Source organism: Flagellimonas oceani (assembly GCF_011068285.1).
GTDB classification, from domain to species: Bacteria; Bacteroidota; Bacteroidia; order Flavobacteriales; family Flavobacteriaceae; genus Flagellimonas; species Flagellimonas oceani.
This window is the reverse complement of sequence record NZ_CP049616.1, coordinates 427,364-452,295: the sequence shown is the minus strand read 5'-3', so window position 1 is coordinate 452,295 and position 24,932 is coordinate 427,364. Positions and strand designations below refer to the sequence as shown.

19 protein-coding genes and 1 tRNA gene are annotated in these 24,932 nt (G+C 42.4%); 10 read left to right on the top strand and 10 right to left on the bottom strand.

All coding sequences use genetic code 11. The features are described 5' to 3' along the window. Positions 1-61: 61 nt before the first annotated feature. Positions 62-2,107, bottom strand: a complete 2,046-nt coding sequence (gene ppk1, locus GVT53_RS02100) for a polyphosphate kinase 1 (RefSeq protein WP_166247195.1) — start codon at positions 2,105-2,107, stop codon at positions 62-64. A 1,708-nt stretch (positions 2,108-3,815) separates the two neighbouring features. Between ppk1 and GVT53_RS20915 the strand changes: the two genes are divergently transcribed. Genes GVT53_RS20915 through deoC form a run of 3 tightly spaced genes read left to right on the top strand, consistent with a single transcriptional unit; the run spans position 3,816 to position 5,414 of the window. Beyond that, positions 3,816-4,214, top strand: coding sequence for a nucleotidyl transferase AbiEii/AbiGii toxin family protein (locus GVT53_RS20915; protein ID WP_205791851.1), 399 nt, complete (start codon positions 3,816-3,818; stop codon positions 4,212-4,214). A gap of 58 nt (positions 4,215-4,272) precedes the next feature. Continuing rightward, positions 4,273-4,725 carry a nucleotidyl transferase AbiEii/AbiGii toxin family protein gene (locus tag GVT53_RS20910; protein ID WP_205791849.1) on the top strand — a complete coding sequence of 151 codons (453 nt, stop codon included), beginning with the start codon at positions 4,273-4,275 and terminating at the stop codon, positions 4,723-4,725. A gap of 41 nt (positions 4,726-4,766) precedes the next feature. Then, positions 4,767-5,414: a deoxyribose-phosphate aldolase gene (deoC, locus tag GVT53_RS02090; RefSeq protein WP_166247194.1), complete on the top strand. Its 648-nt coding sequence runs from the start codon at positions 4,767-4,769 to the stop codon at positions 5,412-5,414. 48 nt (positions 5,415-5,462) lie between these two features. Here the strand turns inward: deoC and GVT53_RS02085 are convergent, their stop codons facing one another. The 7 genes from GVT53_RS02085 to GVT53_RS02055 form a co-directional block, all read right to left on the bottom strand. Further along, positions 5,463-6,734 carry a mechanosensitive ion channel family protein gene (locus tag GVT53_RS02085; protein ID WP_166247193.1) on the bottom strand — a complete coding sequence of 424 codons (1,272 nt, stop codon included), beginning with the start codon at positions 6,732-6,734 and terminating at the stop codon, positions 5,463-5,465. Positions 6,735-6,904: 170 nt separating this feature from the next. Then, a complete protein-coding gene (locus GVT53_RS02080; protein WP_240905118.1) occupies positions 6,905-8,674 on the bottom strand; it encodes an alkaline phosphatase in 1,770 nt (589 codons plus the stop codon). Next, the gene (locus GVT53_RS02075) at positions 8,671-9,798 is read right to left on the bottom strand and encodes an alkaline phosphatase (RefSeq protein ID WP_166247192.1); all 1,128 of its coding nucleotides are present in this window, start codon (positions 9,796-9,798) and stop codon (positions 8,671-8,673) included. The genes GVT53_RS02080 and GVT53_RS02075 overlap by 4 nt, the downstream gene beginning before the upstream one ends. 80 nt (positions 9,799-9,878) lie before the next feature. Then, a complete protein-coding gene (locus tag GVT53_RS02070) occupies positions 9,879-11,624 on the bottom strand; it encodes a RagB/SusD family nutrient uptake outer membrane protein (RefSeq protein WP_166247191.1) in 1,746 nt (581 codons plus the stop codon). Between the two features lie 16 nt (positions 11,625-11,640). After that, entirely contained in the window at positions 11,641-14,895 is a 3,255-nt protein-coding gene (locus GVT53_RS02065) for a SusC/RagA family TonB-linked outer membrane protein (protein WP_166247190.1), read from the bottom strand. Positions 14,896-15,043: 148 nt separating this feature from the next. Next, positions 15,044-16,000, bottom strand: coding sequence for a FecR family protein (locus tag GVT53_RS02060; RefSeq protein ID WP_166247189.1), 957 nt, complete (start codon positions 15,998-16,000; stop codon positions 15,044-15,046). Between the two features lie 121 nt (positions 16,001-16,121). Continuing rightward, positions 16,122-16,682 (bottom strand): RNA polymerase sigma-70 factor, encoded by a 561-nt coding sequence (locus GVT53_RS02055; protein ID WP_166247188.1) that lies wholly within the window; start codon positions 16,680-16,682, stop codon positions 16,122-16,124. Positions 16,683-16,848: 166 nt separating this feature from the next. Here GVT53_RS02055 and GVT53_RS02050 point away from each other — a divergent pair. From GVT53_RS02050 to GVT53_RS02020, 7 genes are all read left to right on the top strand, one after another. Continuing rightward, a tRNA-Leu gene (locus tag GVT53_RS02050) sits at positions 16,849-16,932 on the top strand. 158 nt (positions 16,933-17,090) lie between these two features. Continuing rightward, entirely contained in the window at positions 17,091-18,188 is a 1,098-nt protein-coding gene (locus GVT53_RS02045) for a hypothetical protein (RefSeq protein WP_166247187.1), read from the top strand. A gap of 109 nt (positions 18,189-18,297) precedes the next feature. Next, positions 18,298-19,914: an alanine/glycine:cation symporter family protein gene (locus GVT53_RS02040; RefSeq protein WP_166247186.1), complete on the top strand. Its 1,617-nt coding sequence runs from the start codon at positions 18,298-18,300 to the stop codon at positions 19,912-19,914. A gap of 167 nt (positions 19,915-20,081) precedes the next feature. After that, a complete protein-coding gene (locus GVT53_RS02035; protein ID WP_166250393.1) occupies positions 20,082-20,981 on the top strand; it encodes a MerR family transcriptional regulator in 900 nt (299 codons plus the stop codon). A gap of 5 nt (positions 20,982-20,986) precedes the next feature. Further along, a complete protein-coding gene (locus GVT53_RS02030) occupies positions 20,987-22,447 on the top strand; it encodes a phytoene desaturase family protein (RefSeq protein ID WP_166247185.1) in 1,461 nt (486 codons plus the stop codon). Continuing rightward, positions 22,444-23,286 carry a phytoene/squalene synthase family protein gene (locus GVT53_RS02025; RefSeq protein ID WP_166247184.1) on the top strand — a complete coding sequence of 281 codons (843 nt, stop codon included), beginning with the start codon at positions 22,444-22,446 and terminating at the stop codon, positions 23,284-23,286. Before GVT53_RS02030 ends, GVT53_RS02025 begins: the two co-directional genes overlap by 4 nt. Continuing rightward, entirely contained in the window at positions 23,283-23,735 is a 453-nt protein-coding gene (locus GVT53_RS02020; protein ID WP_166247183.1) for a sterol desaturase family protein, read from the top strand. The genes GVT53_RS02025 and GVT53_RS02020 overlap by 4 nt, the downstream gene beginning before the upstream one ends. Here the strand turns inward: GVT53_RS02020 and GVT53_RS02015 are convergent, their stop codons facing one another. Then, positions 23,736-24,302, bottom strand: a complete 567-nt coding sequence (locus GVT53_RS02015) for a TlpA family protein disulfide reductase (RefSeq protein WP_166247182.1) — start codon at positions 24,300-24,302, stop codon at positions 23,736-23,738. It abuts the gene before it with no gap. Then, entirely contained in the window at positions 24,299-24,859 is a 561-nt protein-coding gene (locus tag GVT53_RS02010) for a TlpA family protein disulfide reductase (protein ID WP_166247181.1), read from the bottom strand. Before GVT53_RS02010 ends, GVT53_RS02015 begins: the two co-directional genes overlap by 4 nt. Positions 24,860-24,932: the final 73 nt, after the last annotated feature.

The following is a 24,932-nucleotide window of genomic DNA, read 5'->3' as shown; positions in this document are numbered from 1 at the left end:
AGGGAAACTTCATCCTGATCGGTATCTTCTTTGAGTTAGAAAAATCGCTTGTTTTAGAAGTCTACTTCTGCTTTTTTAAATATTGATATATTTCATATTGGGATCGAATACCTTTTTCATCCTTTCGTTGCTTCACATATAAATTTTCAGCATTCTGTTTCCTTTTTCTGGCCTTGACATTGTCGGACATCTGTAACATCAAGATTTCCTTTAACTCTTCGAACACCTCCTTGTCAAAAACCGGGGCAAGCACTTCAATCCTATGGTCAAGGTTCCTTTTCATCCAATCGGCACTTCCAAGATACATCTTTTGGTCTCCCCCGTGCTCAAAAAGGTAGATGCGACCATGTTCCAGAAACCGATCGACTATACTGATGACCTCAATACGTTCACTCAATCCTTTCACCCCAGGCACCAAGCAACAAAAGCCCCGAACCAGGAGTTTGATCTTTACCCCTGCTTGACTGGCCCTGTACAACCAATCAATCATGCCCTTATCCTCTAAACTGTTCATTTTAATGGTGATGGTGGCTTCCTGTCCCAATTGTGCCTGTTCGATTTCATATTGGATCAGATGTTCAAAGCCAAGTCTACTATTGTACGGGGATACCAGCAAGTTGTTCAACCTAGGTACCAGAACCTTGCGTTGCAATACCAAAAACACTTGCTCCAAGTCCTTGGTAATGGACACATCAGCAGTAAAAATACCATGATCGCAATAGATCTTCGCCGTTTTTGCGTTAAAATTGCCCGTTCCGATATATGCATAATTTCGGATTGTACCGTGTTCCAAACGTCCGATCAGCAGTATTTTCGAATGCACCTTTACATTGGGAAAACTATAATGCACGGTACCTCCCCTTTCCTCGAAGATCTTGCCCCAATCCAAATTGTTGCGCTCATCAAAACGTGCTTTGGTCTCCACAAATACGCTTACATCCTTCCCTTGATCTATGGCCTTCAACAATGCTTGGGTCAATGCGGAATCCTTGGCGATACGGTATAGCGAGATACGTATAGTTGACACTTTGGGATCCATAGCTGCCTGTTGTATAAAGTCCTCGATGTAACCAAACTTTTGATACGGAAAATGAAGCACCCGATCCTTTTCCCGAATCAACTTAAAAAAGTTGGGATTAGCCTTAAAATCCTTGTGTTCCAAAGGAGGCATTGGAGAATAAAGGAATGATGGGTCCCTGATCGGGTCAGGAAACTCCATAAAATCACTAAAGTTATGATGGCTTCCTCCCTTGACCATATCGGCCTTTCCAAGTCCCAATTGCTTTGCTACCGATTTACGAACACGATTGGGCATTCCTCCCTCATACAAGAGACGGGTGGGCTGGCCTTCCTGACGCTGCTCCAATGCCTGATAGATCTGTGTGATCCAAGCGCCCTGGTAATCGTCCTCGAGATACAGTTCCGCATCACGGGAGACTTTGACGGTAAACAGGGAAGCGATGGATTCTCCCGGAAAAAGGAGCGGCACGTTCAACTTGATGATATCCTCAAGGAAAACAAGGTGATGCCCCTCACTGGGATGTGGCACTTCTATAAACCGTCCGATTTCAGGTACTGAAACAGAGAGAAACACCAACTCCTCCGATTCTTTGAATTCCACACAGATATAGATATATCCGTCTTTGATTCCTCCTGATGCTTTCAAAGAGGTGACCAACTGCAAATGGGATTGGATATGGTCGACAAAAAACCGTTCGAGATAGTTCCTGTGCTCCTTATCAAAGGCATCGAGTTCCAACAGATAAATACCCTTCTTGGATAGTTCCGGTAAAAGCTGTTTCCTAAATATTTGACCAAAAAGTTCCTGCTGCCGGTCCACCTCCGCTAAAATGGATTTTAAGTTTTTATTGGGCTTGAGGGCCAAAGGCCGACGAATGGCCTTGTCCACTTTTTTGAGCTGCCGCAACTTGGAAACCCTCACCCTGAAAAACTCATCGAGGTTGGACGAAAATATGGCCAAAAACTTCAATCGCTCGTACAATGGATTGGTTGGGTCTGCAGCTTCCTGCAAAACACGCGCATTGAATGTAAGCCAATCCAAGTCACGGTCATTATATACTTTTTTGAAATGTACATCCCTTTTCACGGCCTTAAATTAGCCCTTCGACACGGTTCCAAAATTAAATTAAGGTTAATTGAATTCAATATGCCCTTTCTATCATTTAAATGACAATGTTCAAGTTTGATTTGATTTCAAAAAATAAAATCAATTAGGTGCTGGGTTTCAACTTACAACATTCCAAGTTGAGACGAAACTATCGCGTTTTGACCTTAGCAATAGACATGGTCAACAAGTGAAGATTTTGAGATAATACAGAGAACAAGGGTTCAGGAATACTAGGGTCGATTTGAACATTACCTGTGGTAGGTTCTACATTTAATACGATAAGATCTAAATGTTCCAAAAGATGTTCTGCTTCCCTTATGAGAACGAGTCGAACTTTTAGCTCTAAGCCATATTCCATATTGACCCGTAGATTATCATGCTCTATTTTACGAGTACCACCAAACAACCAGTTTATTTTCAAACCCTTTAATCAAATGTTAATGCAAAGTTAATTTATTTCTTCTGAAAGACCTAAAATAGGAGTTCTAAAATCAATTGGCCACGTGCTATTAAAGAGCTGTTTAGAACCATCAACCTACGATTGGTTTATTGAAAACCATATCGATATGATTCAGACCGATAGGCCACAAATCTTAATAGACTATTTAAAAAGTAAGAACCTGCACAAATAGTTTACGGGAACACTAGGGTAAGAATTTTGTTTGAGTTAGTTTAATTAGGTTTAGTAGTGAAAAGGCGTAGTTTTCAGGTAGACTGCGCCTTTTTCAATGTAATACGGAAAAGGTTCAAAGGGTTTTCCAATTAAATGAATTATAATCTTCAAACCACCGATTGGCAGGTTGAAAATTAAGCGGGCCCTTGATCAATAGGACTCGGATTTTACACTATTTCATGGGAACCATTCATTAAAAACTTGCGTCCATAATTAGGAAGACTCAAGTTTCAATTAATAAAACTATTAAACTTTGAAGAAAGCCATCCCACTAGCTGTTCCTTTACTAAGCCTCTTTGCAATTTGTAATGCTTACTCATTTTCGAATACATCAAATACGTCCTTACTGATGTTCACTTGTAACCACCCCCATACAATTGTTACAAAAAGCATACATAATCGGAAAATATCCGATTATATAGTCATATAGTTACAATATGGATTTTCGAACGAAGATAAAAGATTTTGCAGAAGGACCCATTTCCAGACATCTAATTTTGGAATTACTTAGCGATTACGATCGCCCCAACGATAAAATCGGTGAGTTGATCAAAAACAATGAGCTCATACCCATTAGAAGGGGACTATATATAACAGGCCCAGAAATGGATCTACCATCACCGGAACCTTTTCTAATAGCAAATCACCTAAGGGGACCCAGTTATGTTTCATTGGAAGCTGCACTATTCTACTGGAACCTAATCCCGGAGAGAATTTATGAGATAAGTTCGGCAACAATAAAAACTTCAAAAACATATAAAACCGCAGTTGGAAGGTTTAGTTACCATCAACTAAAGTTACCCTATTATTCTCATGGAATAAAAAGTATAGCATACTCCCCCAAGCAAACAGCTCTGATTGCTTCTCCTGAAAAGGCGTTGTGCGATAAAATCGTGTTGACACCTAGGGTCAATCTCAGAAGCATCAAGCAAACGCAACAATTTCTATTGGACGATCTTCGAATGGATAGTGAAATATTGAATACATTGAATCTGGAGATTATGGAAACATGGATTGAAAACGCACCTAAAAAAAACAGGCTTTTACGGCGAAACCGCTCTCAGAATTTTCTATGGGCTGGACAGGTATTCAGAAGACCTAGACCTCTCTTTACTTCAACCAGATCCCGATTTTTCCATCGAACCTTATTTCAAAACAATTCTGGATGAATTTAAATCGTTGGGATTCAATGTAAGTATTAAGGAAAAGCATAAGACCAAAGAATCAGCGATTGACTCTGCTTTTTTGAAAGCTGAAACCATATGGCAGGAAATCGTACTTGAAGATGTTATTAAACAAACAGGGGTACGTTCCAACAGGACCCTGAAAATAAAAATAGAAGTGGACCGACGCCCCCCCCTGAACTTTATACAGAAGAAAAGCTATTTCTCAGGCCATTTTCTTTTTATGTAAAGTGCTTTACAGGACCATGCTTGTTTGCTGGTAAAGTGCACGCATTATTATTTAGAAAATGGAAAATAGGGTAAAAGCGCGAGACTGGTATGATCTGGAATGGTATATCAAGAAGGGAATTTCTTTGGACCTGAGCCATTTTTTGGCAAGGGCAAAAGACACAAACGACTGGCAAGCGGACAATATTTCTCCAGAACAGCTAATTGAACTGCTTCAAAAACAAATTGAAGCAGTATCATTTAAAAACATTAAAGAAGATGTTGTCAGATTTATTAAAGATGACAATATTTTAAGTATTTGGAGCCCTGAATATTTCCATGATCTAGTTAGAAAAATCAAATTCAAAAGTCAATTATCCTTTTGGTACTATGATGAAGGTGGAAATTTGAGATTGGAGTTCAATATCTCAGGTCACTTTTTAAAAAAACCGATGAATTTTTCATCGGTTTTTTGTTTTTATCCCCCTTACATTTCAAAAAAAGTTGAGCTGCACCATTCCAATAAATCATAGCTGTTGGCTATCTTTAGCATAAATCAATACATAATCCCCAAATGTCCCTAGAAAAATACATCGACCATACCTGTTTAAAACCAACTGCGACCAATACCGACATCGCCAACTTGTGCCAGGAGGCCATTGAACATGAATTTTATGCCGTTTGTGTGCATGGGTGCCATGTAGGCCTTGCTAAAAGTATACTTAGGGGAACCCATGTTAAAATTGCATCCGTAGTCGCATTTCCTTTGGGAGCCATGTCTACCAAAACCAAGGTGCTAGAAGCTGCTGACTGCATTGAAAACGGCGCGGACGAGATAGATATGGTGATTAATGTGGGATGGCTTAAAATGAAGGATCATGATGCTGTTAGGGATGAAATCAAAGATGTGAAAAAAGCCATTGGCGACCATCTGCTGAAAGTCATTATAGAAACATGCTTCCTCACCAATGAAGAAAAGAACATTGCTTGTGCCCTGACTGTTGATGCCAATGCGGACTTTGTAAAAACCTCAACCGGTTTTGGAACAGGAGGCGCCACTTTCGAAGATGTCGAACTAATGAAAAAAGCAGTGGGGGATCATGCAAAAATCAAAGCTTCCGGAGGCATCAAAACGAAAGAGCAGGCACTAAAATATATTGAGCTCGGCGTTTCCCGAATCGGAACCTCATCAGGTCCACTATTGGTGGGTGATAAATCCTAAGTCAAGCCCAACATAAAAATTCCAGCATCGGGGACCATATATTCAAAATCAAGACTTGGCATCGTTCTCTTGGTCCGGTACAAATTCCTTCGAAACCGGTAGCTCAAAAAGCTCCAAGGAGAAATAAGGCAATGCGGCCAAAAGATGGTCAAAAATATCCGCCATAACATATTCATAGTTCTCCCAACGTTTATCCGAACTAAAGGCATAGATTTCCAACGGAATGCCTTGTGCGGTAGGCTGCAATTGTCTTACCATCAAGGTCATTTTTTTGTTTATGGCCGAATGGCCTTCCAAATAATTGGTCACATATTTACGAAAAACACCAAAATTGGTAAGGTTTCTACCATTGACCAATAGTTCTTTATTGATCTTGTTCTCTTCATTATATGATCTGATCTGATCGTTCCTTGTAGTAATGTAGCCCTCTATCAGCTGAATCTTTTTAAGGGCCTCGATTTCCTCATCTTTCAGAAAACGAATGCTTTTTTGCCGAATGATCAACGAACGCTTTATCCTCCGTCCACCTGAAACCTGCATGCCCCTCCAGTTTTTGAAGGAATCGGAAATAAGTGCATAGGTCGGAATGGTGGTAATGGTCATATCAAAATTCTGGACCTTTACGGTAGCCAAACTTATTTCTACCACATCGCCATCGGCACCGTATTTTTCAAAAGTGATCCAATCGCCAATGCGTACCATATCGTTAATGGTAACTTGAATACTGGCGACAAGTCCGAGAATGGAATCTTTAAAGATCAATAAAATTATGGCGGATACGGCACCCAAAGCCGTAAAAAACTTCCAAACCGTGGTTCCGGTCACTATCGCAAAAATAGTGAGGAGCCCCACTACCCAGGCAAAGATCATAAATACCTGAACGTAACTGTTTATGGGCTTGTCCCTAAACTTAGGGCGTGTTCGCAAGTATCCGTTCACGCTCTTAAAAAACTTTCGGAATATGACCAATACCAAGAGAACAAAAAGAATCTTGATGGTTTTAAGCGCTATGATCTCGGCATAATCAAAATCGGAAAAGGCTACGGGAACAAACTCCAATAAAATAGTCAACGGAACAATATGTGCCACGTAACGGGGCACTCTATGGGCCACCAAAAAATTGTCAAAGTTGTTGATGGACTTTCTGGCCAGCCTTACGGAGAGTGCGCGCAAGACCTTCCAAATGAGCAGGTCCAATAAAAAAACAAGCACCAGAACAACAATCATCAACACAAAAAGATTGATGTATGCCGCCAAGCCTTCTGCCATACCTGCTTCCAATAAGTAATTGTAAAGTAAACGACCCAAGTCCTTGTCCATAGTTTTTCCCTTGAAAGAAATTTACCTCAAAATTACAGAATCTTATCCTGCTCCCCATATAACTGGATAATCTATTTTGAGAATGGGCCAAGATGCTTTGCCGAATATGGCCATCGGGAGAAAAACCAATGGCATTTGGCGTATTACCGAATACCATTGATCTTCAATTTTTATTTAAGAAGCTCTAAAATTTTACCGAAGACATCTGTATTTTCATAAACTCCGTTAAAATTCTGGGCTTTGGGACCGTATGCAAAAAGCGGCACCATGATACCCGTATGGTCCACGGTCAAAAATCCACCTTGCACGCTTCCATCTTGCGTACTGCCCCCCATTATTCCAAATCCCGAGGTCTCGTGATCGGCCGTTATGACCACCAAGGTGTTTTTGTTTTTATCGGCGAATTTCAACGCCTCTGCAACTGCTTGGTCAAAGTCCAGCATTTCTTGGACAATGTCACTGGTACTGTTGGAGTGTCCCCCATTGTCGATTTGCGCTCCTTCCACCATCATAAAAAATGGTTCTTGCTTGGCCTCCAACACCTTCAATGACTTTGCGACGGCCATGGGCAGTACATTCCCCCTACCGTTTGACATAGAGGGCGCCTTGATGTCCCCAATATATATTCCGGTCGGCCCTGCAAATTCCTTGAAAGTTTCCAGTGATCGGGTCGTAAAAACTTCTTCGATGGATTTTTTTTGATTTTCTCCTCCCGCTATAAAAAAGTCAAGTTCACTCTCTTTTAAGTCCTGGACCAATCCAGGGGTATCGTCGCGCTCCACTCGGTGCGCATAAAAAGCTGAGGGTGTGGCACCGTATATGGCATCGGTAGTGATTATTCCTGTAAGATACCCTTTTTTGCTTACCACCTCGACCAGATTTGTAAGCGTTTGCATCTGGGGGTCGGTACCTATGGCCCGATTATTGGTTTTTTTCCCTGTTCCCATTGCCGTTCCCGCGGCAGCCGAATCCGTAACCAAATCATCATCGGACGATGTTTTTACCAATCCAATATTTTTTAACCCTGTCATGGAAAGTTCTCCCCTATTGGCGATCATGGCAGATGAAATCTGTGCCAATCCGTTCCCATCACCGATCATTAAAATAATATTCTGTGGTTGGGCATCCGAATCATATTCATATTTAGGGCGATACACATTAATTGGTTGTTCCAAGGTATAGGTATTCTTATCCAGATCATCCAAATATTGTCTTGCCAACGCCGGTTTGTCCGTATTTATGTAATCCACGCCCAATCTGGCCAATCTGGCCCAAGCGGTCTTGGTATCGGGTGTGGCCCAAAATCGGAATGGTTTGCCCGTGGCTTTTGCCAAACCGATCACCTCTTTTACTTTTTCAAGCTCGGGAGCCGTCATTCTTCCGTAGCCGTTCCATACCGTATATTTTTTATAGTTTGAACTGATCAGGGCGACCTTATCCAGATCAATCTTGTCCAGCTCCTCCAAATTTTGATGATCGAACCAAATAAAATCCGGATAATTCTTGTACTCTTCTGGTTTGGGTCGATTGCCCGATACCACAAATTGGACCTTATCTCCATGAATCAGGTTAGGATATCCTTCCAATACCTCTACCAATTTGTCCAATGTGGCATAGGCCTCGGACTTTAGGTCGATAAGCATTTGCAGCTTTCGGAGTTCGCCCAAATCCTGCAAACCTGCGAGTCTGTCCAAATACAGCTTCTCCAAGGTCTGCCCTTCTACTATTTCCTCCTCGGCGTGGGTTACGTAAAGGGAGCCATCTTTCAAAAATACATCGGCCTCAATGGACGATGCCCCATTGCTGTACGCGTACCAAAACGGTATTTCCTGAGCGTAGTCGTTATGCGAGTGGGTTTTATAAACGGTTTGGGCGAAGATTTCCCCTGTAATCAGGAAAATAAGTCCCATCGCTAATAAAAAGATTGTTCTTTTTTTCATTTTGCTTGATTTATGGCGTTGATCATTTTGTGATAAATTTCGTTGTTCTCGTAAATCCCCTGAAAGTTCTCGGCTCCCTTGCCCGCAGAAAAAACAGGGATCAGTTCCCCGCTATGCTGATCGGAATTGAAATAAACGGTTACTTTTTCGGGCACTTCCTTTTTTTCGCCCGTACTCTCGTCCACCTTATAATTTTTTCCAATGCTCACCCCGCCTGTTTCATGATCGGCCGTAACCACCAATAAAGTGTTGGGATGCTCCTCTACATAATCCAGGACAACACCCAATGTCTTGTCAAAGTCGGCAACTTCGGAAATCATCATCTCGGCATTTTCCGCATGGCCTCCCCAATCGATGTAGGAACCTTCCACCATCATAAAAAACGGTTCTTTCTTTTGATCAAAATAGTCCAGGGCCATTTGGGTGGCTTCGGACAAATATTCACCTCTTCCCTCGGTTTTTGATGGAATTCCGTCATCTGCCAATATATAGGCATTTCTTTTATCGATCTCGGGTTTTGATAATCCCAAGGTATCCAAATGATAGTTTTCCGCAATCAATTCTTCAAAGAGGTTTCTTCCGTCTTCCCTTTGATTGAAATATTTTTTGCCCCCTCCTGCAAAGAAATCAACCTTTGTCTCCAATAGATCCAAGGCAATGTCCTCATGCATGTCACGGTCTGTAACATGGGCATAAAAACTGGCCGGGGTTGCATGCGTAATCGTTGTAAGGCTAATAAGACCTGTTTGGTATCCTTCCATCTGCAAGGTTTCCAATATGGTCTCTTTGGGAATGGAGTCCGTTGAGACACCTATGGCCCTTTTATAGGTTTTTTCGCCTATGGAAAAGGCCGTTGCCCCCGCAGCCGAATCGGTGATGGTATAATCCGTAGCCGAGGTTTTGTGCAGTCCAATATGCTTGAACCGCGAGAAATTCGGGAGGCTGTCGCCAAAATAGTAGGCGGTTGATACTTGGGGCACCCCCATTCCGTCCCCGATCATAAAAATGATGCTCAAGGGCTCGGTTTTTTTTATTTCTGAAGGTTTTTCCTCCTTTTTTGTGCTGCAGCCCATAAACCCAAAGGTGGACAAGAGCACAACGATTGTTTTATAAGAAATTTTCATTTGCTTTTCTCTATTTTATAAAAATGTAAGCGGCAAGTGGTTAAACCAACTTGCCGCTCAGCTAAATAAATACACCTGATTTAATAGCCTTCATTCTGATCCAAATACCCTGCTACGTTGGATGCTCCATCTATAGCGTCTTGGGGAATCGGGAACAATCTGTGAAATACGTTGTCGTCCGTTTTTTCGGTCCAAGTGTCTTCGTAGTGACCAAATCTGATCTGATCTCCTCTTCTGAAACCTTCCCAGTAAAGTTCAAATCCTCTTTCACGGAACAAAATTTCCAAATCTATAGCCGGTAAGGCCGCTGGAGTTTGTGCCGGACGGGCCGTTCTGGATGTCCGTACCGTGTTTACGTCGGCAAGGGCACCTGCATTGTCGCCCGTTCTCAATTTGGCCTCGGCACGCATCAAATAGATTTCCGCCAAACGCATCAATACCAAATCCACACTACTGAAATTGTTTCCATTTGGCGATGTCCGGCTAAATTGATATTTGGAGACACGATAACCGTTTTTGTGCAATCTTCCCTGATTGGTAAAGTCCACTTGTAAATTATGGTTTACGTAATCCACATCCTTATCGGGTCCGTTACCTTTTCTTTGGATGACCGGGTAAATACGATAACCTTCATCACAGGTGAAGAAAGCTCCATTTTCGTCCTTACGCGGGCCCCATATTACGCCCCTGATGATGCCACGATTGATTTCAAAATCCTCGGCGGACATACAGTAGTAATGTTCTTCATCGTTTTCTGGGGAAACACCTGTCAAATCCTGAAGTTCGGCCGGTATGGTTTGATTTTCCTGATAGAACCTTGCATCGGCTTCGGCTGGATCTACGTCGCCATAGGCATCTACCCATGTTTGGTAGAAATCCGGTGTAATGGCCGGACCATCGGTACCGTCCGCACTGGGGTGCTCTGGTCTGGGGTACCAAGACCCCGCCAATGACCAATATGCCCAACGGCTGTGCTCGTTGTTCATTACCCCACGCTGGTCCAGTGCAAAAATCAACTCTGGGTTATCGTGGTTTTCGTCATTGAACAGTTCAAAATATTCCGGGGACAACGAAAACATCCCTGAATCGATGATGTTATCGGTGTACTCGATCACCTTGTTCATATCCTCGGTTGTAAAATCGGGAGTTCCGTAAGGATCACGATATACCGTGGCATTCAGGTTCAACCTGGCCAAGAATCCCCATACAGCGGCTTGGGTAATTCTTCCCGGTCCCCTGCTTGTGTTGATCACATCTACAACGGACAGCAGTTCGCTCTCGATATAGTCGATGGCTTCCTGTCCTCTCAACACTTCGGAAAGTTCACCGGAAGTTTCCTTTTTGAAGGCCAATCCCCAACTATCCAAGGTCAACATGTTCAAGTAGGCCCTCAATGCGATCATTTCATATAAGGCGCCTTCTGCTTCTGCATTCCCCTCATCGGCAAGTGGTTTAAGAACGTCGATAGCCGTTATTGTCCTGGAAATGTTTTTTGTCACTTCGTTCCATGAGCTTCCCACCAAATCGTTGCTGGGAGCTATATCGTGTGAATGTGCAGCCAAAAATTTTCCGTTATCGTACCAGTCCACCCCTCCGCGATAGGGCAAAATGGCCTCATCGGCAGGTATTAGCTGCAATCCATAATAATTAGTGTGCCGCCAGGTCCATGCTATCTGTCCATAAGCAGGTGCGATGGCTCCACTGATTGCTTCTGCCTGTCCGCTACCCTCCAGCGATTCATCAATGACCTCTTCTTCCAAATCGGTACAGCTCATATTGGTCAGTAGGCCTATTCCAAATAATGCTATTATTATTTTACTCTTCATTTTAGATTTTTTTTGATTAGAATGATACGTTTAATCCGAATACAAGTGATCTTGTTTTGGGATAATTGAAGTAATCGATCCCAAAGGTCTGAATACCGTCAATGGTCAAATTTGAGTTGATCTCCGGGTCGAAACCACTATAATCGGTGATTACGAACAAGTTTTGTCCGGTTATGGACAAACGAATCGTATTGACCAATCCATCGAGCCCCATCCATGATGGGTTTAGGTTATAACCCAAAGTAGCGTTATTCAGCCTCAAGAAATCCCCATCTTCCAAGTATCTGGTTGATACGGCATTGGAGTTGGTGATATCCTCGTTCGGGAATTGTGTAGCAATGGATGTTGTATTGAAATTGGAACTTAAAAGTCCTTTACTGAACAACGACATGGCGGTATGGTTGTACACCTTGTTACCAGAAACTCCGTTAAAATTCAACCCAAGGTCAAAATTCTTATAATTGAAGTTCAGATAGAAGGCATAGATCAAATCTGGTAATGCGCTGCCCACTACTCTTCTTTCATCCGATAGTATGCTAAGACCATCGTCACCGATTCCCAAGAACTCCTGTATGTAGAATGCTCCGATGGGCTCTCCGTTGATATTACCGTTTATGGTGGCATCGGTTTGTCCGGCCCCTTGCGCCGCGCCAGTGGTCAAAACTTCGTAGGGCGAGTTGGCAACTTCGTTTTTGGTGTAGGCCAAGTTACCGCCAATATTATAGGAGAAATCTTTGCTGTAATCGCTTTGGTAATCCAAGGCAAATTCGATACCGCTGTTCTTGATCTCCATATCGGGGATATTGGTCCAGTATTTGTCGGTAGGCTGAACAGGGTCCGCCGGGGTAACTTCCAACAATATGTTCTCGGACACTTTGTTAAAGTAATCCAAGGTTCCCGACAAGCGATTGTTGAACAGGCCAAAATCCAAACCTACGTTGGTCTGTTGGGACACTTCCCATTGAATATCGGGGTTGGCCAAACGGGTGAAAATGGTTCCGTACGGGTAATCCGCCAAAGTGCTTTCGTCACCATTTATCGGATAGGAGTCGTTATCGTCCCTGCTATCGGTAAAGCTTCTTTTGGTAATTTTTGAAGGAATCTCCTGATTACCCGTTCTACCCCAACTGGCTCTCAATTTCAAATTGTTGATGGTGGCATTGTCACTTAAGAATTCTTCGTTCATAATGTTCCAACCGGCAGCCACGGAAGGGAAATACCCGTATTTATTGTTTCCCCCGAATTTGGAAGAACCGTCCGCCCTCATGGTCGCCGTTAGCATGTACCTGTTATCGAACACATAATTGGCCCTTCCAAAAAAGGATTGCAGCTCATTTTTGGTCGCGTAGGTGTTCATATAAGTTGGTGTATCTTCCGAACTGATCTGATCTTGGTATTTTGGATCGATTCCGTTATCGGAAAAACCTTCCATTTCAAAACTCTTTTGATGTACAAAAGTCTCTTGATAGGTATGCCCGACCAAAAATGTAATATTGTGCCTTTCGGTCATTAAGTTGTAGGTCAACGTATTTTCGATAAGACTGTTTTTGTTGGTCGTATAAATACTGTTCAATTCACCACGGGCAAAGTCTTCCAACAATGAGAATGGCTTGTATTGGACATCTCTTTCCGTAGAGGAGTAATCCACACCTAAGTTCAACTTATAGGTAAGCCCTTTCACGATTTCCACGGAGGGCGCCAAATTGGCTAAAATTCGGTGGTTCAACGCGTCATCGCTATAAATTTTCTCACGGGTCAGCGGGTTCAACATATTATCCAACAATGTTGGCTGGCCATTGGTATACAATGGTAAGGTCGGGTTCAATTGAAGCATATCTCGAACTATGGCGTCTGAATCGGCACGAAGGTTCTCCGTTCTGGTCGCGGTCATATTGAACTCGATCTTCAATCGATCATTGAATGCCCTTTGGGTCAGGTTCAATCTACCTGAGTAACGTTTAAGGTCGTTGCCCCTCAAAATTCCTTCTTGATCATTCACACCCAAGGAGGCACGGTACGAAAACTGCTCGGTCGCTCCGCTCATGGCCAAATTTACATTCTTGGTAAATCCTGTTCTGCTGAGCGCATCTTGCCAATTGGTATTGGCGCCCCCGTCTTGCAATGTTCCTCCTGCTGCAACAACTTCTTGCCTAAAACGGTCGGCAGAGAACACATCCACTTGGTTTGCCAAAGTGGAAAAACCTGTGGAAACGTTCAAGTCCACTTGTGTTCTGCCCGCTTTGCCTCTTTTGGTGGTGATCACGATTACACCATTGGCGGCCCTTGCACCATAAATGGCTGCCGCGGAGGCATCTTTTAATACATCTATACTTTTAATGTCCTGCGGGTTGATAAAGTTCAACGGGTTTGTGGGAACTCCAGTGCTGGTATTGTCCAAGGCAAAACCATCGATCACATATAATGGGGTTGTTCCGGAACGGAGACTACCCACGCCCCTAATGATCACATCTTGCTCTGCTCCCGGTTCTCCGCTCACGTTGGAAATATTTACACCGGCAACCTTTCCTTGCAAAAGCTGACCTGGGTTCATCACGATTCCTTTGTTGAAATCTTCACTGTCCACTGAGGCGATGGAACCGGTAACGTCCGTCTTTCTTTGGGTACCATAACCAACGACCACCACATCTTCCAACATGGTGGCATCTTGAAGCAGTTGTACGTTAATGGTACTCTGTCCGTTTACCGCAACTTCTTGGGACTTGTATCCCAAATAAGAGACCTGAAGCACGGCATCGTCCTCTACCTCGATGGAATAGTTTCCGTCAAAATCGGTAATGGTACCGTTGCCCTTGCCTTTTTCCATAACGGATGCTCCTGCCAAGGGAACCCCATTTTCATCTGTAATTTGCCCAGTGACCGTCAGGAAAACCACCTCGACCACTCTTTTAGGTGCCTTTGGTTTTACATCTATGGAAATGGTGTTATTTATTCTTCTAAAAGTAAGGTCGGCATCTTTGGCCATCAATTCCAAAACAGATTTCAGTGAAACGTTTTGGTATGCAATGTTGTAGGTATTCTGCAACCTATCCACTTTGCGGTCATACACAAATTTGAAATCCGTTTGGTTTTCAATTTGTCTCAGCACATCTACTACGGTGGCATCGTCCACGGACAGGTCCACCTTAAAACTTTCCAAGTCCTGACCTCTGGCATCGGCGGCAAGCACCGGATTCAGTAGGGCCAAAACAATCAGAAAGCAAAATGTATGGAATGTCAACTTGATTAATTGTTTAATAGTTAGTGAATTCATAATTTCACATAATGTTTAAATGGTTATAAGTAATTTGTAATTATTGAACTATCGACAGCCTATTTCCGCTCGCCAAAGTGTTATGGGCTGTCTCTTTTTTTACATAGTTTGTTTTACGTCATAGTTTGTTTTTTGATTTAAGTTGGTTTTAGTCTGTACATTTTCCCTTTAATTCGATTTTTTTGTTGTTCAGGAACTGGTATTGCAATCCCTTTTTCGCGTAAATTATACTCTCCAGTACCGCACTCAACCTTTCGTTGTTATAGGATGCGGTAAGATGACAATCACCTATATTTTCATTATCTACCACAAAGCTCACCCCGTACCAACGCTCCAGGGTCTCGAGCACTTCGGACAGTTCTGCATCTTCAAAATGAATGATGCCATCCTTCCAGTGCAGAAATGCGGCGATATCTATTTTTTTCTTTGATATGGATTTTGACTTTTTATCGAACACGCCTTGTTCGTTCGGCAGCAAAAGCACTTCGCTTTCTCCAGAGACCACTTTTACCTTTCCAGTTGCCACGGTAACGGCCACTTGCTCGCTTTCCTCGTAGGTATTTACATTGAAAGATGTTCCCAATACTGTGGTCTCGACCTCTCCCGATCTTATGATAAATGGTTTGTTTGGATTTTCCGCGACATCAAAAAATGCTTCGCCATCCAGCTCTACCGACCGGGTATCCCCTTCAAATCGTTTTGGAAATTTTATGGTACTGCCCGAGTTGAGATAGACCTCGGTACCGTCGGCCAACACCAGGTTCAATTTTTGCCCCCACTCCGTGGTTTTGGTCAGCATAACATTGGGCTCGATCGCTTCTTCTTGACCCGCATAGTTGTACACAAAGTACGAAAGGCCCATCAACAAAATAAGTGATGCCGCAATTCGGCTCCATTGCATAAAAGGCCCCCTTGTTTTGGAAGTATTGATGCCCTTGGCCAATTTTTGACCAATAGTGGCTTTATGTCTGGTATTTTTAAATACGTTTTGATGGTTCTCTGAAAGCAGTTTATGATCGAACGCTTCCAAGAGTGCTTCTTCCTCTTTGGTAATGGTACCATTGAGGTATTTCTTCATCAAGACCTTAATCTCATTTTCAGTCATTGTGTGCTCGTTTCAACAACAAGTACCAGAAACGCACAGGGACGCACATTCAAAAAATGGGGTTTAATGATTACTTAAACTTTACGGAAGGTGCTTAACCTTTAGCTAAAAAAGAAGGTCTTTATAGGAACATTGACTTAACAATGGAAAGGTCTTTTCGAAGTCTCCTGAGCGCAAAAGAAATCTGGTTTTCGACCGACCGATGGGAGATATTGAGCTGTTTGGCAATCTCTTTATTGCTGATGTTGTGGATTCGGCTCAACCTAAAAACTTCCTGACACCGTTGCGGAAGGTTCGCCATGCTGATGTCTATACGCTTGGAAAGCTCCAGCACATCTTCTTCCTGTTCTATCTCGGAAGCCACATAAATGGATTCTGCCGCCTCAATCTGAGTTTTATTGAACTTGGTATCCCTTAGCGAATTATAACATTTGTAGCGAATAGCCTTGTACAAATAGGATTTGATGTTTTCCACCTCAACGCTTTCCCTGCGCTGCCAATAATCTATCCATATTTCCTGCACCAAATCTTTGGCGATGGAATCGTTCATAATCATGGAAGAGGCATAGGTGTACATGGGCTCCCATAACATGGAAAACAATGCATTGAACGCTTCCCTATCGGAGCCTTGTACCCGAACGGCAAGTTCTTGCTGCACTTTGATTGTATGGGGGTTTCTCATCAGAAGCAAATTTCAGAAAAATAAGAGTGGACGGATATTATGATTTTGTAAACTTTGTGCAAAGTGATAATGCTTATGCCACCCAAAAAACAACCCGCATAAAAAGCCGATAAATCCCCCTCCTTTTACACAAAAAAATTATATTTGCACACCTAAAATTCCGTAGGCCCACGTGGTGGAATTGGTAGACACGCTACCTTGAGGGGGTAGTGTTCGTAAGGACGTGCTGGTTCGACTCCAGTCGTGGGCACAAAAGAAAACCGCAAGAAATTGCGGTTTTTTTGTTTTTAATCACCTTACCCTCACATTGAAAGGGCATCACTTTTTTACTTTCTACTTTTTTAACTATTTTCCAGTTTATTCCTAAATAGTTGAAGTTGTATAAACCTTTCTCAAAGTAACGTTCGCATGGATACCCAAGTTTCAAATGAAATCTCCATGTTTTATGGCTGGTGGCAACTTTCTGTTTGTTTATTTGCTTTTCTTTCCTTAATGTCGATTTGGTACCATATCGGGAAAAAGCAACACGATTACGGTCCGGTCTGGCTCGCGCTCTCCGTGCTTTGCTGGGCATTTTCGGGTCTAACTGAAATTGTGTTCAACAACACCCCGATTTATTCAAACTACAAGGACGGACTCACAAGCATCCTTTCGTTGACCAACAGTCTATTTATCTTATTGGCGCTGCCATGGTTCAAATATTTGCCGAAACCTTTTGCTGCCCTTATCAAGTCTAAGTTTTGGCCTTACATTATCGGAATCCCTTTTGCATTTGCACTTTTCCCCACATTATTTAAAATGTTCTTGGTACGCGAAGCCCATATCATCAATGAACTTGATGTGGTTTATGCACTTTTGACATTGATTTTCTTGGGATTTGTGCTTTGGGAATCATTTATCAAAAGAAGACTGTTGTTATTGGGCTGGCTGGCATTGATCACCATATTGGTCACATTTTTGGCACAGATCTATAAGTTGATGGACAACAATATCAATTTATTGTTATTCTCGGCCATATTTAAAACATCATTGATCATGTTGTTTTTTGCCCTCGCGCTAAGCTGGGTCAAAGAACTCACCGAAACTTTGATACCAGAACCATATCAATTAAAAATAAGGTTCATCAAAAAGACCCCAAAATCGAACACAAGGGCGAATACCATTTCCTTGATCGGATTTCCCGGTGATAAAGACCGTATTGTGCAGCTTACACCTGCCCTTTATCGTCTTTTCAAAGAATTTGCCCAGCGTAAACAGGATATGACCGATGGTTGGCTGGAAATAAAACCAAAGAATTTTGATGTCTCAAAAGAGTATGACATTAATGACCATAACGAGTTAAAAAGATTGTTGGAAGCCATCCTCAATGGCCTTTTCGGCAAAAAGAACTGGACCAAGGACAAGCACTACGAGCCCCTAAAAACCACGTTGTTCGAGATGTCGGAAAACAGGGAGCGAAAGATTAGACTTCGCATCCCAAAAGACAACATACACATTGATTATTAACAGGTTACACTTATTTTGTCTGTCTTTGTGTTACTGACATTTCCAAATCCATTCCGACAAAGCCCTTCATAATTAAACCTAAAATCGAAATTCAGGCAAACTTTCGATTATGGTCAATCTACTTTACGACAACACTTTAGCTATTTTCTCACTGTTACATACAGGAACAACATCCAACCAAGGACTGGATGAAAAAATCAATGACGCCTTTATGCCATTTGCTGTTTGGTGGGAGAATTTGATTTTGGCGGAAATTCCGATGTTCGGTCAAGGAATTCCTTTGATCCTTATCATCCTAATTGGGGGTGCGCTGTTCTTCACCATTTATTTTGGGTTCGTCAACGTCCGTCATTTCCCTACCGCCATACAAGTGGTAAGGGGAAAATATGACGAACTCGAAAAAAACCCACCTAAGTCAAAACCACAGGTTTATGAGGTTGACGGTGATTTGGTGGATACCATAAAAGATGAGGGACACCTGGGGGAAGTCAACCACTTTCAGGCATTGGCCACGGCCGTTTCCGGCACCGTGGGACTTGGCAATATAGCCATGGTAGCCGTGGCCATTTCCATCGGAGGCCCGGGAGCTACATTCTGGATGATACTTGCCGGCCTGCTCGGTATGTCCACAAAGTTTGTAGAGTGTACCCTTGGCGTTAAATACCGCGATATTGACAAGGAAGGAAATGTGTTTGGAGGGCCAATGTACTACCTCTCCAAAGGAATTGCCCAAAAGGGATTTTCCAAATTGGGCAAGATTTTGGCAGGGTTGTTCGCCATACTTTGTGTGGGGGCATCATTCGGCGGAGGGAATGCCTTTCAAAGCAATCAAGCTGCCGCACAGATCATAGAGCGTTTTGGTCTAACGGGAAATGCCACAGGCAGTATTATCGGGGCTGTCTTCGCCATTTTGGCCGGAATCGTCATTATTGGCGGTATCAAAAGAATTGCCAAGGTTACCGAAAAAGTGGTTCCCTTTATGGCCGTACTGTATGTGGGCGCCGCGCTTTTCATTATTTTTTCAAAAATTGAATGGGTCGATGATGCTTTCGCTTTGATATTTAAAAGTGCCTTTACACCCGAAGCGACCGTATCCGGGGGTTTTGTCGGTGTTATGATTCAGGGGTTCCGAAGGGCTGCATTTTCCAACGAGGCAGGGGCCGGGTCTGCGGCCATTGCACATTCTGCTGTCAACACAGGGTACCCGGCATCGGAAGGTTTGGTGGGACTCCTCGAGCCCTTTATAGACACCGTTCTAGTGTGCACCATGACGGCCATTGTCATTATTCTGTTCAATATGGATGGTGTCTTTGCCTACGGAAATGTTATCGAAGGACAAGCCTTGCTCAACGATGGTAGCAGATTGGGCGGGGTCAACATTACTTCAATGGCATTTGAAAGCTCCATAAACGGTTCTTCGTGGATTTTGATGCTGGCCGTATGCCTTTTTGCCTTCAGTACCATCTTATCATGGTCCTATTATGGATTACAGGCCTGGAAATATTTGTTTGGCAGAAGCAGGGTCATGGACCTTACATACAAGATCGTTTATTTGATGTTCACTGTTTTGGGGGCCGCCATTACTTTGGATGCCGTCATCAAATTTTCCGATGCCATGATATTGGCCTTGGTCTTTCCCAATATGATAGGCCTTCTTATCCTGTTTCCCTATGTAAAAAAAGAATTCATCAACTATAAGGAATTGATTTTCAAAAAACAGAACTGAGCTATATTCCAAAGTTACTCTATACCGAACAATTAAACACAGCCTGAAAAATCCGCAGTCCTTTTCCCAAAAAGCTGATATTTATAAACCGGAATCTAAATTTTATGATAAAAAGCTAGGACGACATCTTTTAAATTGTAAATTTGTTTAACGTTTAAATGAAAATGATGAACAACGTAAAAACATCTTTTAGTATTCGTGATATGGAAAACCTTTCCGGTATCAAGGCCCATACCATCCGAATTTGGGAAAAAAGATATAATTTGTTCAGTCCAGAAAGAACAGACACCAATATACGCACTTACAACCTTGAAAGCCTGCAAAAGCTGTTAAACGTTACGCTACTTTACAACAATGGATATAAAATTTCCAAAATTGCAAAGTTGGGCAACGAAAAAATTCCCGTATTGGTCAACGAGATCATCTCCGAAAAGAGTGAAAAGAGCCATGCACTCAATTCGTTAAAGCTCTCCATGCTCAATTTTGACCAAGCACTGTTCCTTAGAACGTACAACGAATTGATGGAGGGCAAATCGTTCACACAAATTTTCAACGAGGTTTTCATCCCGCTTTTGAACGAACTTGGTCTATTGTGGCAAACCAATACCATAAGTCCTGCCCACGAGCATTTTATATCAAACCTGATCAAGCAAAAAATTTACATCCATACCGAACAGCTACAATTCGAGGCCCCTACCAACAAAGATGAGGTCTACGTACTTTTCTTGCCAGAGAACGAGATACACGAATTGGGTTTGTTGTACATCAATTATCAATTGGCGCTTAAAGGCTACAAAACCATCTATTTGGGCCAGACCATGCCCATTGAGAGCTTGGAAGACCTGTTGAAGTATTACAGCAACATAAGGTTTGTCTCCTATTTTACGGTATCGCCCACCAAAGATGAAATCGAGAATTATTTTGAACGCTTTCGGGAGGTCCTAAAAAAATCCGCCGGCTCCAAGCTTTATGTTCTGGGCCATCAAATACAGGAAATCGGGGAAGAGCAACTGCTGGGCTCCATCAAAATATTCAAAAACATTAACCAACTGATAGATTCACTTTGATTAAAATGGAAAAAGTAATTGTCGTCGGTTCCGGTTTCTCTTCGCTTTCCGCCTCCTGTTATCTCGCCAAAGCCGGGTTTGAGGTAGAAATATTCGAAAAAAACGATACGGTCGGTGGCCGGGCCAGGCAATTGGTGAAAGACGGCTTTACTTTTGATATTGGCCCTAGTTGGTATTGGATGCCCGATATTTTTGAAAAATTTTTTTCCGATTTCAACAAAAAAACTTCGGACTACTACCAACTGGACAAACTCGATCCTGCCTACAAAATTTTTTTTGAGGACGATACCATCACCATTGGCGATTGCATGGAAAAAATATGTGCCGAGTTCGAGCGCATAGAATCGGGAAGCAGTAAACATCTCAAACAATTTATAGGCGAGGCCCAAGAAAATTATGATATCGCCATCAACAAAGTGGTGCTACGACCCGGGCTTTCACCGCTGGAGCTGGTGACCAAGGAAACTGTGTTGAAAGTAGATCAGTTTTTCAAAACAATCAGTCAGCAGGTCCGTAAACGGTTCAAAAACCCTAAATTAATATCAACGTTGGAGTTCCCCGTGCTTTTCTTGGGCGCCAAACCGAGCAATACACCATCATTTTACAACTTTATGAACTTCGCCGATTTTGGTCTGGGCACATGGCATCCGAAGGGAGGCATGTACGAAATTATAAAGGCCATGAAAAGTGTAGCGGAAGAATTGGGGGTTACCATACACACCAATAGTCCGGCCACCCATATTTTGGTGTCCGAAGGTGAGGTATTGGGAATTCGGAGCAAAGAAACCAACCATTTAGCGGATTATGTGGTAAGTGGGGCGGACTATCACCATTCTGAAACTTTGCTCGATAAAAAATACAGACAATACTCCGAACAGTACTGGGACAAAAAAACCTACGCACCCTCCTCGCTGTTGTTCTATATTGGTTTTGATAAAAAATTGAACAACATTGAGCACCATAACCTTTTCTTCGATACCAATTTTGAAAAGCACGCCCAAGAAATCTATGACGATCCACAATGGCCCAGCAACCCATTGTTCTATGCCAATTTTCCTTCCGTAACGGATGTATCCATGGCGCCAGAAGGTCAAGAAACGGGTTTTTTTCTCATCCCCATAGCCCCGGGCCTTGAGGATACACCCCAATTACGGGAACAGTATTTTGATATTGTGATGGACCGATTTGAAAAACTAACCCGTCAATCTGTAAAAAATTCAGTACTTTTTAAGGAAAGTTTTTGCGTGAACGATTTTATTGAGCAATATAATTCGTACAAGGGCAATGCTTACGGTATGGCAAACACGTTGCGCCAGACCGCTTTTTTACGACCTAACCTCAAAAGTAGCAAGGTAAAAAACTTGTTCTTTACCGGTCAGTTGACCGTACCCGGTCCAGGGGTCCCACCATCCTTGATATCCGGTAAACTGGTGGCTGATTTAATCATTAAACAAGTAAAACAATGAAAACTATTTTTGACAATGTTTCCTACAGCTGTAGCAAGGTCGTGACCCAGTCCTACAGCACTTCTTTTTCGTTGGCCACCAAAATGTTGGCGCCGTCCATTAGAGCGGATATTTACAATATTTACGGTTTTGTAAGGTTTGCCGATGAAATTGTGGACACTTTTCACGATTACGACAAAGCAAAATTGTTCGATGCCTTTGAAAAGGATATGGAACAGGCCATTGCCGACAAAATTAGCTTGAACCCTATTTTGAATTCCTTTCAGCACACCTTTCATCAATATGATATTCCCTATCACTTAGTGGAATCCTTTATGAAGAGCATGCGCATGGACCTCACCAAAAAACGTTACGAGACTTTTGATGAATACCGCGAGTATATTTATGGTTCAGCAGACGTTGTTGGCCTAATGTGCCTCTGCGTGTTCGTAAAGGGCGACAAGGAAAAATATGAAGAGTTGAAAGAATCTGCGATGGCGTTGGGCTCCGCTTTTCAAAAAGTAAACTTTTTACGCGACTTAAAAGCGGATTACGAGGACCTGAACAGAACCTATTTCCCCAACACCAATCTGTTGGAGTTGGACGAGACATCCAAAAAACGTATCGTAAACGAGATCAAGGCGGATTTTGCATTGGGTTATTCCGGAATCGTAAAATTGCCCGAACAGGCCAAATTTGGTGTTTACACCGCATACAAATACTATAAAAAACTGCTTGAAAAATTACAGAGCACACCTCCTTTGGAAATAAAGAACACCCGTATTCGGGTACCCAACTACCAAAAATTTGGACTTTTGGCACAATCCTATGTAAATTATAAACTACAATTGGTTCAATGAAAGTAGCACTTTGGATATTGATTTTTTTGGCAACCTTTTGCTTTATGGAGTTTATGGCATGGTTTACACATAAATACGTAATGCACGGTTTTTTATGGAGCTTGCACAAAGACCACCACAGAAAAGACCATGATTCTTGGTTTGAGCGAAACGATGCCTTTTTTATCTTTTATGCCATTGTGAGCATGTCGCTTTTCTATCTGGGAAGCTACACCTCCTTTTGGTATGGATGGCCGCTTGGTTTTGGCATACTTGCCTATGGCATAGCCTATTTTACGGTACACGACATTTTTATCCACCAACGTTTTAAAATGTTCCGAAACGCCAATAATTGGTATGCCCGGGGTGTCCGCAGGGCCCACAAAATGCATCATAAACATTTGGGCAAGGAAGATGGGGAATGCTTCGGAATGTTGGTTGTCCCCTTTAAATATTTTAAAAGAAAATAATTATTCGGAAACCAATCTATCCAACAGCTCCCGTATTTTATCGGAATTCCAGTTGGCCGCTCCGGTTTTGTCCACCACAATATTTCCTTGCTTATCAATAATATAGGTTACGGGGATACTACCACTTTCCAATTCCGGAGGAGTTGCAGATGCTTGAAAGTAAACCGGTAGTTCATATCCCTTTTTCGCCAGAAAGTTTGCAACTTTATCCTTGTCATCATTCGCCACAAAGGCAAAAGTGACCTTATTTTTATAATCCGAGTACAATTCCATAAAGCTCGGAAGCTCTGCAACACAGGGCGGGCACCAGGTGGCCCAAACATTGATCAGGACAACCTCCCCTTTTTTACTTTCTAGGTTTGTAGGGGTTCCATTAAAATCGATCAAGTTCCAGTTGAAGTCCTTTAAAACAACCTGCTCCTCCCTATCAACAGTACTTGGGCTCGCTACCGTGGCTATCAATTTGTTCATCCATACCCGTACATGAAACCCTATTGGGGTAAAAAGAACGAGCAAAACGGCCAAAATCCATATTCCATTGATTATCTGTTCCTTGGAAACCTTCATTCTGCGATCAATTCATCCAACAATGTGTATATTTTGTCTGTACTCCAATCAGAAATTCCCTCTTCACTGATTACAATATTACCGGATTTGTCGATTATGTATGAGGCAGGTACTTTATCAGCATCAATGGGCGCTTTTTCGCCTATGATCAAATAAGTGACCGGAAACGTAAATTCATGCTCCTCCATAAAGGCCTCAACAGGTTCCCTTTCTTCATTGGTGATGATATAGAAATCCATTTTCCCCTTATACAAATCGTAAAGCTTCTGGATACTTGCCAGTTCTGCCTCAGAGGGCAAACGCCATGATGCCCATAGATTGATAAAGACAACATTGCCCTTCGATTTTTCAAAATTGAAAAAGTCCCATTCCTCATCTTTCAAACGCCAGTCGTAGTCGGTAATCCGCTGTTGCTCCGCCTTTTCGATTACCGAAGGGGGAAATGAAAAAATCCTGTTCAACCCTATTTTTCCGTAATGCCCGATCGGGGTCACAAAAAAAGACAGTATGAACAAAATCAATGCAATATTGAGAATAGTCTTTTTACTGATTTTCATGAATATTATTTCTCAAAAATTAAAAACTCCTGACATCTTCAACAACATCAGGAGTTTTCACAGATTATATTTA